Source organism: Pseudomonas schmalbachii (assembly GCF_017589465.1).
Taxonomy (GTDB): domain Bacteria; phylum Pseudomonadota; class Gammaproteobacteria; order Pseudomonadales; family Pseudomonadaceae; genus Pseudomonas; species Pseudomonas schmalbachii.
The window spans coordinates 136,069-153,395 of record NZ_JAELYA010000008.1 but is presented as its reverse complement, the minus strand read 5'-3'; the positions used below and the strand labels follow the sequence as shown (position 1 = coordinate 153,395).

8 protein-coding genes are annotated in these 17,327 nt (G+C 58.2%); 3 read left to right on the top strand and 5 right to left on the bottom strand.

The window, feature by feature from the left end; all coding sequences use genetic code 11:
- Positions 1-3 precede the first annotated feature (3 nt).
- Positions 4-3,384 (bottom strand): type I restriction endonuclease subunit R, encoded by a 3,381-nt coding sequence (locus JFY56_RS19645; protein WP_208315737.1) that lies wholly within the window; start codon positions 3,382-3,384, stop codon positions 4-6.
- Between the two features lie 50 nt (positions 3,385-3,434).
- A complete protein-coding gene (locus JFY56_RS19640; RefSeq protein WP_208315736.1) occupies positions 3,435-4,916 on the bottom strand; it encodes a sigma 54-interacting transcriptional regulator in 1,482 nt (493 codons plus the stop codon).
- A gap of 505 nt (positions 4,917-5,421) precedes the next feature.
- Here JFY56_RS19640 and JFY56_RS19635 point away from each other — a divergent pair.
- Genes JFY56_RS19635 through JFY56_RS19625 form a run of 3 tightly spaced genes read left to right on the top strand, consistent with a single transcriptional unit; the run spans position 5,422 to position 11,868 of the window.
- On the top strand, positions 5,422-6,462 hold the full coding sequence (locus JFY56_RS19635; protein ID WP_208315735.1) for a restriction endonuclease-related protein: 1,041 nt from the start codon (positions 5,422-5,424) through the stop codon (positions 6,460-6,462).
- Positions 6,446-9,520, top strand: coding sequence for a hypothetical protein (locus JFY56_RS19630; protein ID WP_208315734.1), 3,075 nt, complete (start codon positions 6,446-6,448; stop codon positions 9,518-9,520). The genes JFY56_RS19635 and JFY56_RS19630 overlap by 17 nt, the downstream gene beginning before the upstream one ends.
- Complete coding sequence (locus JFY56_RS19625; RefSeq protein ID WP_208315733.1) at positions 9,517-11,868, top strand: RNaseH domain-containing protein; 2,352 nt, start codon at positions 9,517-9,519, stop codon at positions 11,866-11,868. Before JFY56_RS19630 ends, JFY56_RS19625 begins: the two co-directional genes overlap by 4 nt.
- A 230-nt stretch (positions 11,869-12,098) precedes the next feature.
- Here JFY56_RS19625 and JFY56_RS19620 read toward each other — a convergent pair whose 3' ends face one another.
- The 3 genes from JFY56_RS19620 to JFY56_RS19610 are packed head-to-tail and all read right to left on the bottom strand — an operon-like array spanning position 12,099 to position 17,327.
- A complete protein-coding gene (locus JFY56_RS19620) occupies positions 12,099-13,325 on the bottom strand; it encodes a Wadjet anti-phage system protein JetD domain-containing protein (RefSeq protein WP_236032884.1) in 1,227 nt (408 codons plus the stop codon).
- Positions 13,276-16,581 carry an ATP-binding protein gene (locus JFY56_RS19615; RefSeq protein WP_208315732.1) on the bottom strand — a complete coding sequence of 1,102 codons (3,306 nt, stop codon included), beginning with the start codon at positions 16,579-16,581 and terminating at the stop codon, positions 13,276-13,278. The genes JFY56_RS19620 and JFY56_RS19615 overlap by 50 nt, the downstream gene beginning before the upstream one ends.
- Positions 16,578-17,327: a DUF4194 domain-containing protein gene (locus JFY56_RS19610; RefSeq protein WP_176450455.1), complete on the bottom strand. Its 750-nt coding sequence runs from the start codon at positions 17,325-17,327 to the stop codon at positions 16,578-16,580. Before JFY56_RS19610 ends, JFY56_RS19615 begins: the two co-directional genes overlap by 4 nt.

The following is a 17,327-nucleotide window of genomic DNA, read 5'->3' as shown; positions in this document are numbered from 1 at the left end:
CTCCTAGTGACTGCTTGGCGGGACATCCCCGCGCAGGAAGGGCTTGAGCACGGCAACCAACTCGCCGACATCCTCGGGGGCGAAGACGCCGTCGATACCCTCGTGGGAAATACTGTCGAACGGCGGCTCATAGAGTTTCTCCACGACAATGCTGCCGTGTTGCGCGATGTAGTTCTTCAGCAGATTCATGAAGCGAACCTGCTGGGCAGTGAGGCTGGGGTGGGCATGGAGGAAGCTCTTGAAATGCTCCTCGATGGCTTGTGCATCCAGGCCAATGATCTCGCGCACGGTAAGGTGCAGCTGATCCGCGGTACGGCCGTAGAACTCGTTGAGCACTTCCAGGCTGACGCCCGGGTGGCTGGTGAGGATGGTAGAGGTGAGCGTCTTCAGTTCTGGCTCGGCAATCGGCTCGCCCTTGTGGATTTTCTGCAGGGTTGGATTGGCGGCCAGCATGCCGTCAAGAATGTCCTTGAGGCGGCGGCGGTAGATCATCGCTTCGTTGGCGCCAGCGATATACACCACACGCTCTTCGCCCTGGACGTTACCATCCGCGGTTCGCGTGGTGTCTACGCCATAGCCAGGCCCGGTGTCGGTCTGCCGGTACTTCATGATGCCACGCAGCTCCTGGCGGGCATGTTCCAGCTTGCCGATGCTGGGCTGTTGCCAGAACTCGGCGCTGCGCACCTCAGCGATCACGGCATCCTTCTGGCGCACGGCCTGAATGTTAACGGCGAGCTTGTCCACTTCGGCCAGTAGGGTGATCTTGCCATCCTCAAAGCAACTGGCCTGCTCGACCAGGCAGCGTTGGATGCCTGCGATCAGCTTGTCCAGCGCGGTGGCATGTTTGTCGCGCAGCACCCGGGCCGACATCAGCGGGGCGATACTGTCCGTCAGCAGGTGCTGGGTTTTGGCATCGAACTGTTTCAGCAGCGCGGTTTGCTGCAACTGATGCACGACTCGCAGCTCGCGTTTCACGGCCACGCTGGTGTCCGGCAGGTCATTGATGTCCGCCCGCAGTAGCTCGATGGCGGTATCGAAGGCGGCTGCATGGTTATGCTTGAGCGCCGCCTGGGCCAGCTCCACGCGTGCCTCGAAGGTGGTTTGCAGGAGGGATTTTCCGCCAGTGTCCTCCGGCTCCTGATACTCCTGCTCGAAGTAGTCGAAGTTGCCGTAGTGGTCGAAGATCAGGAATTCACTCTTGTCCTTGCCTGGGCCGAACAGGTTGGGGCGCAGGCGCGTGCCACGGCCGATCATCTGCCAGAACTTGACCCAGGACTTGACCGGCTTGGCGAATACCAGGTTGACCACTTCGGGCACATCGATGCCGGTGTCGAGCATGTCCACCGAGATGGCGATGCGGAAGTCGTTATCCGGCTTCTTGAACTCCTTGATCAGGGTGTCCACGTGCGGAATGGCATTGTGGATAACCTTGCAGACCTTGGTGCCATACTGCGGATAGAGCTTGCAGAAGAGCTTTTCCAGGTGCTCGGCATGATCCTGGCGCTGGGCAAAAATGATGGTCTTGCCGACCAGCGAGCCGGTTTCGTCCTTGATGCCGTTGTTGATCAGGTTTTCCAGGATGATGCGGTCGGTGTCTTCACTAAAGATCTTGCGGCCGATGTCCTTGCCAGCGATGGTGGTGCGCTTGGCCTCCTCTTCACCGAGATCTTCTTCGAGCTGGCGCTTCTGCTCATCGCTCAGGTCGTTGTAGTGGATGCCATCACGTAGAAAATCGGTGGTGAGGTCGCGTACGCGGAACGGCACCAGGTAGGGCGGCTCGTTGTTGATGGCCGCATCCAGCCCGAACTCAAAGGTGGGGTCGGTGGTTTCACAGTCGAACATGTCGAAGGTGTTGCGGCTGATGAACTTCACCGGGGTGGCGGTCAGGCCCACCTGCAACGCATCGAAGTAATCGAACAGGTCGCGGTACTTGTTGTAGATGCTGCGGTGGCTTTCGTCGGCAATGATCAGATCGAAGAAGCCTACGTCGAGCTGGGCGAAGCGGTTCATCATGCCCGGGTAGGTGGCGATATAGATGCGCGCGGTCTGATCGACCTTGTTTGTTTCACCAATCACGCAGCGCGGCTCGCTGGGCAGGTTCTGCTTGAAGGCATCATCCGCCTGCACCCGCAGTTCCTTACGATCACATAGGAACAATACGCGCTTGGCCCAACTGGTACGCAGAAGCAGCTCGGCCAGAGCAATGGCCACACGGGTTTTGCCGGTGCCGGTGGCCTGGATGATAAGGGCCTTGCGTCTCTGCTTTTGGAAGTGCGCGGCGACGGTCTTGATCGCTTCAATCTGGTAGGGTCGATCAGCGATGCTCAGCTCGGGGTTGTACTTTTCAACCTCGGCAATACGGTACTGCCGCTGGTAGATCAGGTATTCGAGGCTGTCCTTGCTGTAGAGGCCGTAGACGGGGCGGTAGGTGTTGTACTGCTGGTCGTCCCAGATGAAGGTTTCGTAGCCGTTGCTGTAGAAGATCACCGGGCGTTGCATGCCCATGCGTTCGAAGCCGTCGGCGTACATGCGGGCCTGTTCGCGCCCGGCCTGCAGGCTGACATTGCCGGATTTCTTGGCTTCGATTACGGCCAGCGGCTGGCCGTTGTCCCCCCATAGCACGTAATCCGCACGCCCCTTGCCAGAGGTGTTATCCGGGAAGTCGACCTCCACCTCCTGACCAACCTGAGCGGGGTTGCTGACATCCCAGCCGGCCTGCAGAAGCATGGCATCGATCAGCAGGGTACGAGTCTTGGCCTCGTTCCATTGCAGGCTATCGGCAACCTTCTGGCTCTGTTGCTGGCGCTTTTGTTGATCAGGCTTGGCCGGCGGTTCGAGTTTGTCGAGGTTGCGGGTACGCTCCTGCTCCAGCTTGTCCATGACGCGCTGAAGCTCTTCCTGCTGCTGGTTGAGCTCCTTCTCGTAGCTGGAAACTGTCTTCTGCAGGCTGGCCAGCGCTGCCGTCGGGTCCTGCACCTCGGCAAAGGGCGGAATATCAGCCTGCGCAGTGCCATAGTACTTGATGCCCATGTACATGGCCAGTTGGTGAGCAGTCTTCAGCGCCAACTGTGCGTTGCGCAGATCACCTTCGGCACCATGGGCGGTGTCGTTGCCCTGAATACGCAGAAAGTTGATCTGATGAACCAGAGGCTTGCTGACGCAATCGACAAACACCGGGTTTTTCACCAGATCGTAGAAGGTCGACTGCGGCATGCGCGGCAGCAGTTCTTCCTTGTAGATGGCTTTGGTCAGCTCTTCGGCAAAGCTGCGCAGACGAGTCAGCGCGCTGCCCGGGTCGATAAACAATACGGCTTCGGCCAGGCCCGCGAGGTTTGCCAGCAACTCATTGCCGGAGCGGAGGAATTCGAAGTTGGCTGATTTCATATAGGCGATTCTGTCCATGCCAGTCCTACAGCGAGGACCGTGCCAAGTTTTTATTCGATGCCGTATTTGTCCATCCAATTGCTCAGCGTTTGCTGGCTTTTAAGGCCCAGCAGGCTGGCGGCGCGAGTCTTGTTGTGCCCGGTAAGAGTGAGTGCCCTGTGCAGGTAATGCCCTGCGACCTCAGAAACTACCCCTTGCAAATCAATACCTTGTGCAACATCCCGCGCCATGATGTCGGCTTGTTCCTGCGGAAGTTGAAACAGCGCCTGCTCAATATCCGCCGAACCAATGGCACTGCCCTGGCACCACAGCGCAGATCGAAGCAATGTGGACTGAAGCTCCCGGACATTGCCACGCCAGGGGTGCCTTAAAATAAGTTTTTTTGCTTCAGCGGAAATTTTCTTACCAGCTAGCGAGGAGTCTTGCTCAGCGAGGTTTTCAAGCAGCGCATCTGCCAGCAGGAGCAGATCCCCTTCACGCTCTCGCAGGGGTGGCAAATGGAGAACCCCGACAGCGATCCGGTAGAACAAGTCCTCGCGGAAACGCCCCTGAGCCACTTCCTGCATCAGATTTCGGTGGGTAGCCGTAATCAGCCGCACATCGACCTTTATTTCCTGGCTGCCTCCAACCGGCGTGAGCGTGCCTCCCTGGAGGACTCGCAATAGGCGAACCTGCACGTCCGGCTTCAGCTCACCAAATTCATCCAGAAACAGCGTGCCGCTATGCGCTTGCTGGAACACCCCATCTCGACTCTCCGCCGCACCGGTGAAAGCACCTTTTCTATGGCCAAACAGAGTGGAGTCGATGAGTTCAGGCGCAATCGCCCCGCAGTTGACCGCAATGAAGGGGCCAGCAGAACGTGGACCGGCGTTGTGGATAGCCCTGGCAAATAGCTCTTTGCCAGTACCAGTTTCACCGTAGATCAGCACCGGTACTTGTTTCTGTGCCAGGACCTGCGCTTGAGCTTTAAGCGTCAACATACGCTCGCTCTGCGTGACAATGCTGTCGAAGGCTGCGTTGACGGGAACATCCTGCCCTGCCAGCTCCAGTAGCTTGTCGCTGGTGATGCCATTGGCAGCAGGCACATACTCGGCGGCTATCTCGAATGGCACCTCAACCTGCTGTACGCCCTGCTCGAGGGAGGATTGGTAGAAAGTGGCCGGATAACGAGTCTTGCCGAGAAGAATCCACACGGCCTGCATCGCAGGCGTGCCAGGGCTGAGCAGAATCGAAAGATCGGCACGGGAAGCGGACAAGCGCTCCAGATGCTTGTTGGCGGTCTGGTAGATTTCCCCGAAGTGGACTGGGGAGCTCAGAGATTCGTAATGAGCCTCGACCGGTATATCGACACGCTCGCGCAACCATGCCAGATAGGGCTCAACCCGCTCGACAGGGTAAGAACAAAGCAGCTCGACACGATCAAAGGACGCAGCCCGCAGGGTCGACAAAATCGGCCCGACCTCGCTGTCGTTAACAGCTTTGAGATCGTTCCCGCCCACCCAGCAAGTCAATGCGCGCTGCCTCTTCAACACTGTCCCTGTACTCCCCACTCATGCCCCTGGCCGGTACCAGACAGGAGTAAATTGTGCTGCGATTCGCGTCTCGAATAGTAAACCATCGACCCTGTGGGGTCGTTGTACGCCGTCGGCTGAGCAGAGCCACAGCGTCGGCTTCTGGTGAAGCTCATCCAGCTCCTCGGTAGCAGGCAAGTACGTCAATGCAGCGGAGGGCGCCGCCGAAGGCGCACGATTAGCCAACACGCGGCCCTCACTACTGGCAGTTTGCCCACCCCACTGGCATGCTCGCAACAAGCTGGCAGCAAGCTATGCCGCTTCAAGGAGCCCGCCATAGAGTGCAAACGTTGGATTTGAAAGGGCGGCGCAAGTCCAGAGCACGTCGTAGAGTCATCTGGCAGGCGCGGAGGTTTTCGCCTTTTTTCCAATCGCCCATGGAGACTGGCCCCCAATAAAGCCTTCTGGCAGGACGCTTAAGTAAGGCCAAGCCCCCTCTTATAGACAACGACAGAGGCTGAGTGAAATGGATAACACCCAATACGCCCAACGTTTGCTGAGCCTGCTCGCGCAAGGAGCCACCTTATGCGCCACCGACAGAAAAAAGGCATTCCCGCTTCTGCAACGGGCATCGGCTCTGCTGTGGAGGCTTGAGCCTGAGCGCTCTCCGGTGACGACAATGGCACTGGAGCGCAAACTGAACTTGCCGATAGAGCAATGGCTCCCGGAGGCCATACGGGCGGACTATTCCGGTCCCCTGCTCTGCTCCAACATGGCTTCGCAAACCTGTAACGAAATGATGCTGGAGCTCAACGCTCGGCAGCTTTGGGAAACCATCCAGGCTCGCGTAAACCGAGTCAAGCAAGCGTGCCGGCTGCGATCCGATGGTGACACGCTCTATCGCAACTTTCGCCTGTTCCTCATTGAGCACGGCGTCATCACCCCCTCCCAGGCCCGCGACGCATTCGTCCCACTGAACCTCTCTCTCAGTGACTTCTACGAACCCATCCCGCTTCACCTGCGGCATAACGGGTTGCTGTACCTGTGCCCGGAATGCCACTGGCCCCTGAACACCCAACGGCATGAGGTGAGCTGCGACTCTGCCTGGTGCCGTGACAAGAAAAGCCTCTTTCTCAGAGACGGTACGAGGCTCGTGAACCGCGTGAATAACAGCCACCTTGAGGGTCAGGAAGCCCAGGAAAGGCTCATGCTGAATCCAGCCTTATGGAAATTCACGCTGCAGCCGGGATTGCTGGAACTGTCCCTGGCACACGCCCTGACCGAGAGAGGTTACGAAGTAGAACTTTGGCCTAACGTTGATCGAACAGACCTTCGTATCCGTATAGGCCAAAGCACTCAGGATATCGACGCAAAGGTGTGGGTATCAGCCCATGAACTCGCCAAACACATCGAACAGATCCCGTCCCACTTGCCTCGCTGGATCGTGATCCCCGACTACCAGAAGCAGAACATATCTCTACTCCGAGAGCACTGTCCTTTGGGTGTGCGCGTGTTCACCCAGAGCCAATGCGTGCAGGAGGTGCAGAAGCATGCGTCCCCTTTCTGATATCGCGACCACACTGTTCCTGGCTATCGCCGTACGCTACGTCACCGACGAACCTACGCTGGCCGATGCTGCGGCAATCATTGCAGGCAGGACACGCAAGTGGAGCACCTGGGGCTCCCTGGCGGAGGCGCAGCAAACGCTAATCGCCCAGAGTTTGCGGCTCAGACCTTCCTTGTTGGCTCAGCCAAAACGCTTCATGTTGAGCGCCGAGGGCATCCTGAAGGGCAAGTTGAGCTCTTTTGAGCTGGTGGACAGCTCCAAGCTGAGCAGTGAACTCCATGAGCAGGATCGGTATCGCCTGTCGCCCCATCTGGATATTGACCAGGTCATCAGGGAAAACTTCGAGGCGCTCAAGAATGGTCGTACGGCGCCGGCTCATGGACAGCTACCCAATGAGGGAGACGTCGTACTCAAGCACGTCACTGGAGATCGCGTCAGGGTCTTCGCCATTCCAGAAAACGAACGTCATGTCCTGAACGCGCTCGACCAACACGTCCTCATTCCACCATCAACGGCGTTACCCGAGATCAGCTGGGAGCACGCCAGGCTGATGAAGCTTGCGAAACAAATGGATGCCTCTCCTGACCTGCATAGCCAGCACGAAGCGTCATTGGTGAACATCTGGGGCGATGAACCCGTTCGCAAAGCCGACTCGGGGAATTTTTACAGAGTCAATGCGCCGACTGGTTCCGGCAAGAGCGTCGCGATGGTAATGATGGCCATCGACGCGGCCGAGCGTGGGCACAGGATTGTTATCGCAGTCCCTACGCTAGTCGAGGTCGAGAACACCGTACGCATCATCAAGCAATCGGCGGCGGCAGTAGGCAAAGAACTGAAGATCGCACCGCTGCATTCCGCATCTCGAATATACGAGCGTGCAGAGATGCAGTTCGAGCAGGGCAAGACCGATCACCCCTACGATTATGCCTGCCTGCTCGACGCTTACTCAGCCGACTTGATGGCTGTGGAACCAGGCAACGAGCCATGCTTCAACATACGCATATCGGCATGTGGGGATGATGGAGAGGAGTCGTCGAAGCGACTCAAACATTGCCCCTTCCTCTTCAGGTGCGGCCAAACCCGGATGCTGTCACAGGCGATGGAGGCTGACATCGTGGTGATCAACCACCACGCCCTGTTGTCTGGAACAACCCGCATCCCGCTGTCAGACGTGGAGCAATTTCCAGGCCCACGAAGCTTGGTTGAAATCCTTTTGCGAACGACACCTGTATTTCTGGTGGACGAAATCGATGGCCTCCTGAAGTCGGCTATCGACAGCAGCGTGATCGAGCTGAGGCTGGGCAACGTAGGTGATAGCAGCCCTTTACTGCGTCTGTTCAACCACGTTGTTGGAAAGTCCCACATCCCCGGAATCGATCGAAGCAGCCTTTACCGGGTCAACTGGGCATTGATGTACTGCACGCTGAGCGTCAGCCAGCTCATGAACCTTCAGCAAGAACGCTATTTCGAATGGCCAATCAAGGAAACCACCTGGTCGGACGCTGATGACACCTTCATCACACAGGCTCTTGGCATTACCCGAGAAACACTTGAGCACCTGTTCAACAACGATATCAATCAGCTTCCACACCACCTGCAATCATTGAGTCGCAACCTTGCCAATTGGCGTTCTAACGATGGGGAACACAGGCTCGAAACGCTGGCCATCACCCTGGGAAACCTGATCGCTGACTTATCCGAGAGCGGCAGGCTGCCTGAGCGCTTGAAGGAGCATGATCGGATACGCCTGAAAGCATCTCTGATCTTGCGCGGTACCCTGCTGGTCATCGAGACCCACCTGCGAAATCTGCAGGTCGAGCTACCTGCCTTCGTCAACGCAGAGATCCCTTATGCGTATGAGGTCAGGCGGAGCATCGCCGGCCCAGAACCTCTGAGCCCAAGCCCCAACGGGCCACTGCAAAGAGCTGTCTTTGGATTCAAACGCAAAGACAGTAGCGAGCAAGACTCGACGCTACACGTCGTCGCCATGCGGGGCGACCCTCACAGCACCCTGCTCTCCCTCCCTGACATCAGTGCGTTGGGCTATGCCGGAGTGAAGAGGCTGTTCATCGGTTTCTCCGCAACAGCCTATTTTCCCGGCGCCAGTGCATTCGATCTGAAAGCCCAGGACTTCATTGATGTGCCGGACGCCAAGGGCCAGGTGACGTTCGAGAACATCAATCAAACCACGGCGATCTCTGGGGGACCATTTGCCCAACGCAAATTCCTGGTTACCAAGCTCGCCAAGGAACTCTGGCCATGGCTAAAGACCCGGCTGGAAAAGCTTGCAAACGATCCCGAGACCCGGGACAGGGCCCGCCTGCTGCTGGTCACCAACAGCGATGCGGACGCTGAAGCACTAGCCATGACCTTGGCGAAAATGCCGGACGGCCCGGGCGAGTCCGTCGGATGGGTGCGTGGTCGCCAAAGCGAATATAAACCCTCCTCACTGGAGGCCCGGCAAATGCTTATCTATGACGACCTTGCCGAGTTCACCAGCGGCAAGCACAAGCATAAGACGCTGTTGGTCAGCGCACTTGGGCCTATGGCCAGAGGACACAATATCGTCAACGCAGACGGACTCTCCGCTATTGGTGGAGTTGTGATCTGTGTCCGTCCCTTACCGGCGTCCGACAGCCCCAACAACAACCTGGCCCACATCTGCTACGAAACCGGGAACACAGTGCTGCCACGCTCCAGTCCGGGAGAGGTCATGACGCAAGAACGCAAGCTCTCCAATGCGCTGCTGCAGACGATCCGTACCGCACGCCCGGCGTTTAGCCAGCAACCCGCCAACATCCGTCACTACACCATCATGAACATTCTGGTGAGCCTGACCCAACTCATTGGGCGAGGCCGCCGAGGGGGCACCCCCGTCACGTGCTACTTCGCAGATGCAGCGTTCCTCAAAGGTCTGAAGCCCTGGTCAGAGATGCTCAATGAAAGTGTCAACCGGCTCAAGGAAGACGGCGACTGGGAACAGTTCGAGCGTCACCATGCAGGCATCGCATCGGCGGTTCAGCAATACATTCTTCGATCAAGAAAGGAGTCCGTATGAAAACGCTTGAGCTGCGCACCAGCCTTTTCAGATTCGACCCGACACAACTGGGGCGGGCCTACCGAGTGGTGATTGGAGAGCATTACCTCGATGCTTGGCAAGCTCTCCAAGGGCTGGCCAAAAAGCCACATCCTGGCTTGCCTATCATCGCTCTGGAGGAAATGCTGACCGTCCTCTCTGGTGGCCCAGTGAAGGTCGATCTTTCCCCCCAAAAGGACGGTGGCGTATCGGCTATTCTTCTACTCAAACCTCTTCCGATCGACACCATCAACGAGACGCTGCGGCTATGGTCGATGGATGTATTGAGGATCTGGAACGAGCAGCTCGTGGACTTTGAGGGCAAGCTCACCGTCACCGACCTCGTACCCCTTGAGACCCACCTCCTCGTGACGCCAGGTGATATTTCGTCACTGGCATACACCGTCATTCCGTGGCTAGTTGGCCAGGCGCTGATCCGTAACCCCATGCAGGCCGGCAAACCAATCACGCTTTATCAGGCATCGGACGCAACGCTTTTGGCATGGGACGATCCCGTTGTTTCGGAGAACGATATCCGCTACGCCAGCGCCATGCATGCCATAGAGCCCAAGCTGGTTTTGTTGCGCGGACGAGCCGAGCCTTACCTTCAGTTACGTGTGAAGCTAAGCCCGGTCATGCCAAATCTTGTTGGGACGAAAAAGCATGCCTGGGTAAAAGTTGGCGATCAGATCGTGAAGGCAAAGCTCAAGACCCGACCACATGAAGGTGGATGGAAAACCACGTACGAGCACCCGATCGAAGGCTTACTGGGATTTATGGGCGTTTCGTCTTTTCCATCTATTCAGGAAGGCGACATCCCCATCGACAGCGACTTCAGACCCATCTATGCCATCCCTCCGTCCAACCCGCTGATAGCGTCAGGGCCAGGGCCATTGTTCCTGGATCAGGCCGGCTTTCACCTGCTGGACAACCTACCCGGGACATCGCCGTTGTTAGTCAGGAAGGCCGTAGGTCGCTTGCGAGAGGAAAAAACACAGGCCACCGGCGAGGTGGTGACGTTGCCGGTGATGGTGCTTGCAGCCCATTCTGAGGTAATGCTGCGGCTTCATGCGGCCAGTGGAACACTCAGTGAGGACAGTCAGTTCTTCAAGGACGTGATGCCCCCACTGGTAACACTGACTCGGCTGGATGTACCTGATGCAGAGCGCATGCTCGCGGGACAACACGACCTGCCGGCCCTCAGGGCCTGGCTATCTAATCATGTATTGCCCGCAGCTTCGCAAGCCTACAGCGGTGGGCCCAAGGTGATGATCGTAGAAACCTGCACTTCTGCAGCGAAATTGGAAGGAGCCCAAGACCCCAAGCATCTGATCCGGCAAGTTCTGGCAGAGCACGGTATTGCGACGCAGTTCATCATGCACGTCGATCCCGATGCGCCACTGAAGAAAAAGCGCAAGGGCGAAGAGGACGACCGCGACTTCAAGGCCACCAACACAATTATCGAGGCGATCCGCCTGAGCGGCTACCTTCCCGCTCCGATACCAAAATCCAAAGCTTCGCCGGAGAAGACCACTGTAGTTTCCGTCCTGCTTGATCGCATCCAGGAAAAAGGCCCGGCAGTGCTTCTTCCTGTCATCACCCGCACGGTGCTGGGGGAGCGCAGCACCGAGATTTTCTGGTTCGAGTCAGGCCCGGACTCAGGGGGCAAGTGGTTTAGCTATAACGAGGGTGTCTCGGCCATACATGCATTCGCCACGCTGCTCAGATCTGACCAGCTCACCAAACTGGTGACTCAAGCCCTGTTGGTACCCACCAAAGTTGCTGACGCCCCACTGATCGTATGCCTCGACAGTGGCCTTCGCACGTTCTACAAGGGCCTCAAGGACAGCCCAGACGCGGGCCTTCCCCCGGTACCGGAAGGTGCCGCAATCGTGCGAATCCGTGCAGATCCGGACGTTGCCCAAATGAGTGGGAATCAGTCGCTGTCACCTGATATACCCCACTACATAGGCACCAAGGTTGGCGTATTCCAGTCCAATGAGAGCTCGGACGTCTATTATTTCGTCTCTCCGTCCAAACAGTACGACTCCGTCCGGTCACAACGCCACAACACCCGCTATGAGGTCTCCGAGAGAGACTTGCGAGATCCGTGGCAGCAGCTCGGTGTCACAGAAATCACGATTATACGTGCTGGATCGTTCGCTCACCCGACAGCTACTGCCGAGCAAGTTGCACTGCTCTGCCGCAACGCTCCGCTGTGGGCCGGGTATCTTCGCTTGCCCGGTCCTATGCACTTGGGCAAGCAGGTCGCCGCAGATCATCCCATTCTGGAGCGGTTGCGCAAGGCTGAGGCTAACCGCTCGGATTGAGAGGGGCTGCTGTACACGTTTGCTGCAGAGTTCCCGGCATTGGCATCGGGTGGGCAAGGAGGTATCTGCTGTCAATGCCGGCTACTAGCACTTCATTAACGTCCTGCTCTGTCCACTAGATGTGACGGGGGATTTTTCAGCCGCTCGGTGGAATTACGAGGTTTCTTGTAGGAGCGTTGCATGCAACATGCCCACGCGCTCGCCAAGTTGCTGCACCTCGCCGTCATCTGTCAGTCATGCAGCCAAGCCGTTCGCTCAGGATGAGCCGGCACTACCGACTCTCCGAACCATTTACTAATGGCCAGTTCGACCTGCATGCGTGGCAGATACTCCTGCTCAAGGCGTCCCCGTTCCTGCGTAAGGAGATACCGATAGAAATCAGCCTCGTCAGTCATCAATCCTTGGGGAGCCAATTCCTGAGCTTTAGTTGGCTCGACGACCGCGCTTCCCACTGAGTGCTGGTCAAACAGCTCCCGTTCCATTAGCAGTGCTTCGACTGCAGGTTGATGGAGTCTCGCTCGCGCCAGCATCAGTAAGCCCCAAGTATCCATGTCGCCCCAGTAAGCGATCTGTTTCCCGGCTAGATGCGCAGACGCCAACCACTGCAAATCGAGCCCTGCGCCCAGAACAGCGAGGGTGTCCGGCAGCGTTTCGGGTAGCAAGTGAACACATTGCTCATTTTCCACCACGAGCAATCGCGAACCGGGAAGTGGGGTTTCGGCCAGTTCCGAAGTCGTGAGCCTGATCCGCTTGAAGGGCAGCAGCTCAGGCTGAAGAGGAACGACTAGAACCCAATGACTGGTTTCTTCAAAGGCATCCAGAAAAGTCGTCAGACCTTGTTCGGACGCCGCGCCTTCGAAGCGCTCATCGAGGAGTTTCGTCAGCAAGATAGCGTTTCGCTCGAAAAACTTGGTGTCGACTCCGTGCTCTGCAAGCAGGCGCAATGGGCGGCCTTGAGCACAGCCCGGAGATAATTGAGTGGCGAGCTGCGCCGTGGCGACGACTTCTTCAGATGGCTTCGTCAGCCACAAGCTCCGTTGCGCCACCAGCAGAGCATGAAAGGAACTATCTACCTGCTCGACCAGATACTCGAGTTGAGCGTATTCCTGGCTGACCGCTGGATCATCGGTTGCGGCAATCCATTCGGAGGGACTGCGCAAGTGCCAGCGCATTGGCAAGGAAATTGGGGCCAACCCTGCTCGGTAGCTGACGGGTTCCCAGTCGACCTTACCCACTTTCACGCTCCGCCAGTTTTCCACATGCCGGAGCACCGCCTGGATGTTGTCAGTGAATAGTCGTGCCGAAGGCTTACCGATGTTGAGGCGTTGCGGCCAGCTAGCGGGATTGAGCAAGCGGTCCAAGCGAACACTGGAACGCTGCCATTGCCTAGCCAAGCTGCAACCTATGTCAGTGGGCGATTTCATGCATGGCCTTGATGCGCTGTTGATGATGCTCATCCAAAGCTTCCCAGCTCAGGGAAACCAGACTGGATTCCAGGCCGCGCCGATGAACGACGACTGCCGAACGCGTGTGGTGGCGTAACAGGCGCATTTCCTTGTTGGGCGTGATGAAGACAGCGTGCAGGCCGAATTCCCTCAACGCCGCGATGATCCGACCGGCAACCGCATGGGAGCTGCGCGAAAACGCCTCGTCGAGAACGATGGTGCCGAACAACGGCCGGCTGCTGCCGTCGGGACAGAGCGCATAGCTGAGGGAAGCGGTCAGCACGTAGGAGGCGATGATCTCCTTCTCGCCACCGCTACCGCCCTGAGAGCCTGTTCGGGTCTCGATGACATTCCTGCTTTCTCGATCGATCACCGATACCGCGAACTCCAGGCGGAAGCGCGGATCCAGAAGCGCCTTGGCCCCCTGATTCCTGCTGTGTTCGCAGGCGTCCTTGAGCAGCCCAACGAGCTCCTGCAATGCCTTGTAATGGCTCTCGCCTTCATCATCGATGAAACGCGCCGAGTTCAGTTGGCGCTGGGCGCGCTGCAGGGTGCGCAGGCTTTCATGGATGACCTTGCCTGCAACCAGGCGTAGATAGCGTCCGGGCTGAAAGTCGACACGCTGCATCGTACTGTTCAGGTCATCCAGGCGCTCCTCGATCATCGAGACTTCATGGTCGATATAGCTGAGCAGTTGGGTGACGCCGTCATCCGAGGAGCGATTGAGGTATTCCAGGAAGCGCTTGAGTTTCTCGGGCAGGGCTTCCTCGGTCAGCACACGGAGACGCTCCAGATACCTGGGTACATCCACCAGTTCTCGCCCGACCTCTGCAAGCGCACCGGTGTCTGCTTTCAGGGCGTCGGACATACGTTTGGCAAGCTCTGTTTTCTGGTCGCCCAGTTTCTCGCCGAGCGTTTTGAGTTGCCCTTGAAGCTCACGCGTATGCTTGCGCTCCAGCTCGTCAATATCGCCGAGGTCATCCGCGGTCAGGGTCGGGAAATGCGCTTGCGCCAGTTCACGCTGTGTATCGCTCAGCCCCTTTTCGGCGCCGCGATAGGCCTTACGGGTAGCGGATGCGGCCTGGTCAAACTGAGTTTTCAACTGCACACACTGCTCGATCAGTCGTTGCAGCTGTTGGTCCAGAGACTCCCGCAGGGCCTCGGCTTGATCCAGCTCGGCCTTGATCACAGCAAGGTCAGAATCGGGACGGGTCAGGGTGTCCAGCTGAGTACGCAGCGACTGCAGCTGACGCTCGGCGCCCGGCCGATCAATCTCCTCGAACTGTAGTTCTTCGACGCGTTGCAGCAGCGAAGCTTGACTCTCCAACTGACCGACATCGCCCTGGGCAGCATCCAGGGCCAGCTTGGCGGGCACGAGCTGTTCATTGACCTCGCGAATATGCTCAGTCAGGAAGGCCAGACGATCGCGGTTGTCGAAGCCGGTCAGCCAGTCTTCATCCAGGCGCTTCTGATCCTGCTTGTCGAAGAAGCGTTCTTTGCCCGACATCAGCCCCTGAGCTGTCATGGCGTAAGGGGTATGACGCAATTGCTCCGGGCTTTCGACGCAGTGGCGGTCATTATCCGCCAGTAGAGCCTTCACAGCTTCTCGGTACGGATGCTCCTTGAAGGTCAGTTTGCGGGTAAAACCATCGTCGAAGAACACAGGGCGCGACGACGGCTCCTTGACCTCCAACAAGCGCACATGCAAGCGGTTGTGCCGTTGGTTCACCCAACGCAGTGCGGCCTGGGATGAACCCTGCGGCACTAGGATACGCAGCCGGTGGCTACCGATTGCCCGTTCGATGGCACCCCGCCAGGCCAGCTCCTCGGGCTTGACCTGCACCAGTTCGGCAACGAAAGGCAGGGCCGACTCATCGACACCAAGCGCCTGTGCCAGATCGCTTCGAAAAGCATGAAAATTCCCGGGCAGGTTCGAGCCTGGCCGTCTCTCAACCTCAGCACGCTCCTGCTGTAAGCTCTGCAGGCGGCCATTGAGCTCTTGCTGGACGAGACCTGCGTCGAACGCTTTCTGGCGCGCGTCTGTAGTTTGCTGTGCCAGTATTTCCAGGCGTGCCGCGATCTGCTGCTGATTTTCTTCGAGCGCAGCGGCCGATAACTCATCCGCGAGTCCAAGCCCCTTGGCCAAGCGTTGGTATTGCTCGGCTTTCAGGCGCCGCCTATCGCACTCCCTGACCCAATCAGCGATGCGCCCGCGTAATTGGTCTATCCCTGCGCCCCCTACTCGCAGGTAGCGCTGACGATGTTGATCGACCACGCCCTTCTGGATCTCAAGCTGACTCCTGCATTGCGCCTGATCCAGTTCGGCCTGTTTGTGCTCCTTCTCAAGCCTGTTGGTTTCAGCCAACCACAGGCGATACCCCTGCTCGGCGAACCAGACCGGGAGGATGCCTTCGAGCGTTTGTTTATCCTGCAACTGTTCTTGCAAGGCCCTATAACGTTCCCAGCCATCGGCGACAGGTTGCAACGAGCGCTGCTGCTTTCTAGCGGTTTCCAGTTCTCGGTGGATGTCGGTTAGATCATCGAAGCTGCTGGCGACCTCGGCAGCCCGCTCGAAGGTGGAGCGGTCATCCAGCACCAACTCACGAAAGATCTCGTCAATGCTATTGAGCTGCTTCAGGCCGGCAGCGCGGTTGAGCAAGGTGAAAGCGTTTTCACCGACCTCGAAGTAATCCCTCAGCCTGGCCAGGAAGGCTTTCTTGCTGGGATACGGCCAGATCCCCGTACCATCCTTCTCCATCTGACGCAGAGCCCGCATGCCGCCTGCGTGATGCTGGCTGAGCCAATGCTCCAGCCTCTGCTCAGGGGACTCGCTTAACAGCCAAAGTTTTTTCAGATCGGACGCCGAGGAGCTGGTGCCCTCGAACCAGAGCACGGCGCCCAGTCGAACCTGCGCACCGTCACGCTCGAGCGTGGCGGCAATGGCGGTGACCGTCTTACCCTGGCGCGCGATATGAGATTGCTCTACACCTCCGTCCCCGGGGCCGGTGACGCCGCGTACATAGGACACCAGATCGCGGTCGCTTTCGTGCCCGCCCGTGGATGCCAGGTTGTAGCGCGGATTGGCGCACAGCAAGGTCATCAGAGCGTCCACCAGCGTCGTTTTACCGCTCCCCGTCGGGCCGATCACGGCGGTACCGGAGGGGTCGATCTCGGCACGGTGATAGCCCTGAAAGCCGCCCCAGTTATAGAGCTCGATGCTGGTGAGAATGAAGGTCTCGCTGTCACGCCAGAGGAGTGCCTGCTTCATGCCATATCCTCCTCGCCATCGGCAGCCGGCGTCGCCGCGCCCTCCACCTGCTCTCGCAGCCATGCCACGAGTGCCTGCAGGTTCTCCGGGTTAGCCAAGTGGGTAATGATGGGACGGATGATGACGCGATCATGGGCGTCCAGAGCCGACACCAGGCCATGCCCCTTGAGCTGATCCAGCAGCGTGATGATGCGATTGCGCTCCTTCGCCTCACTGCCCAGCTCGCCTAGGTAAACCTGCAATTGGGGAATCAGCTCATCGACCGCTACCGATGCCTGACTGGCGCCCGTACCGCTTTCCTGTTCGTAGGCGATGAACTGCTGGCGCAGGATGGCTATCAGGAGAGACTGCTCCAGATTCAGCCTTTGCCGACGCACGAGGGGGTGCGACCAGTCATCCTGCTCGGCCACCTCGCCCTGGCGAACGGTAACAAACACCAGCCCCCGAACCTCGTCGACCCCCATGGCAAGGTCGAGCGGCTCCAGGATTCTGTCGACCGCCTCGATATTGGAAAGCGCTGAGCGATACAGGTTGGGCTTGTGACTCTCTTCCAGCAGCCCGTACTTGAGCATTTCCTGTACGGTCTCACGTACCCGTTGCGGCGTCCGTCGCTCATCGACCTGTACAGCGGCGCTCATGACAGGTTGTTCGTCATCCATGCCGTCATCCAACGCCATGGGCTCTGCTGTCAGCTCCGTTTCGTCGGCACCAGAGGCGCCTGCAATGCGATCGAAGATCCCCGCCAT

What these genes read in the sequence shown, in the direction of transcription:
- JFY56_RS19645 (WP_208315737.1), bottom strand. Translation starts at nt 3,384, where the DNA reads ATGAAATCAGCCAACTTCGAATTCCTCCGCTCCGGCAATGAGTTGCTG.
- JFY56_RS19635 (WP_208315735.1), top strand. Translation starts at nt 5,422, where the DNA reads ATGGATAACACCCAATACGCCCAACGTTTGCTGAGCCTGCTCGCGCAA.
- JFY56_RS19630 (WP_208315734.1), top strand. Translation starts at nt 6,446, where the DNA reads ATGCGTCCCCTTTCTGATATCGCGACCACACTGTTCCTGGCTATCGCC.
- JFY56_RS19625 (WP_208315733.1), top strand. Translation starts at nt 9,517, where the DNA reads ATGAAAACGCTTGAGCTGCGCACCAGCCTTTTCAGATTCGACCCGACA.
- JFY56_RS19620 (WP_236032884.1), bottom strand. Translation starts at nt 13,325, where the DNA reads ATGAGCATCATCAACAGCGCATCAAGGCCATGCATGAAATCGCCCACT.
- JFY56_RS19615 (WP_208315732.1), bottom strand. Translation starts at nt 16,581, where the DNA reads ATGAAGCAGGCACTCCTCTGGCGTGACAGCGAGACCTTCATTCTCACC.
- JFY56_RS19610 (WP_176450455.1), bottom strand. Translation starts at nt 17,327, where the DNA reads ATGGCGGGGATCTTCGATCGCATTGCAGGCGCCTCTGGTGCCGACGAA.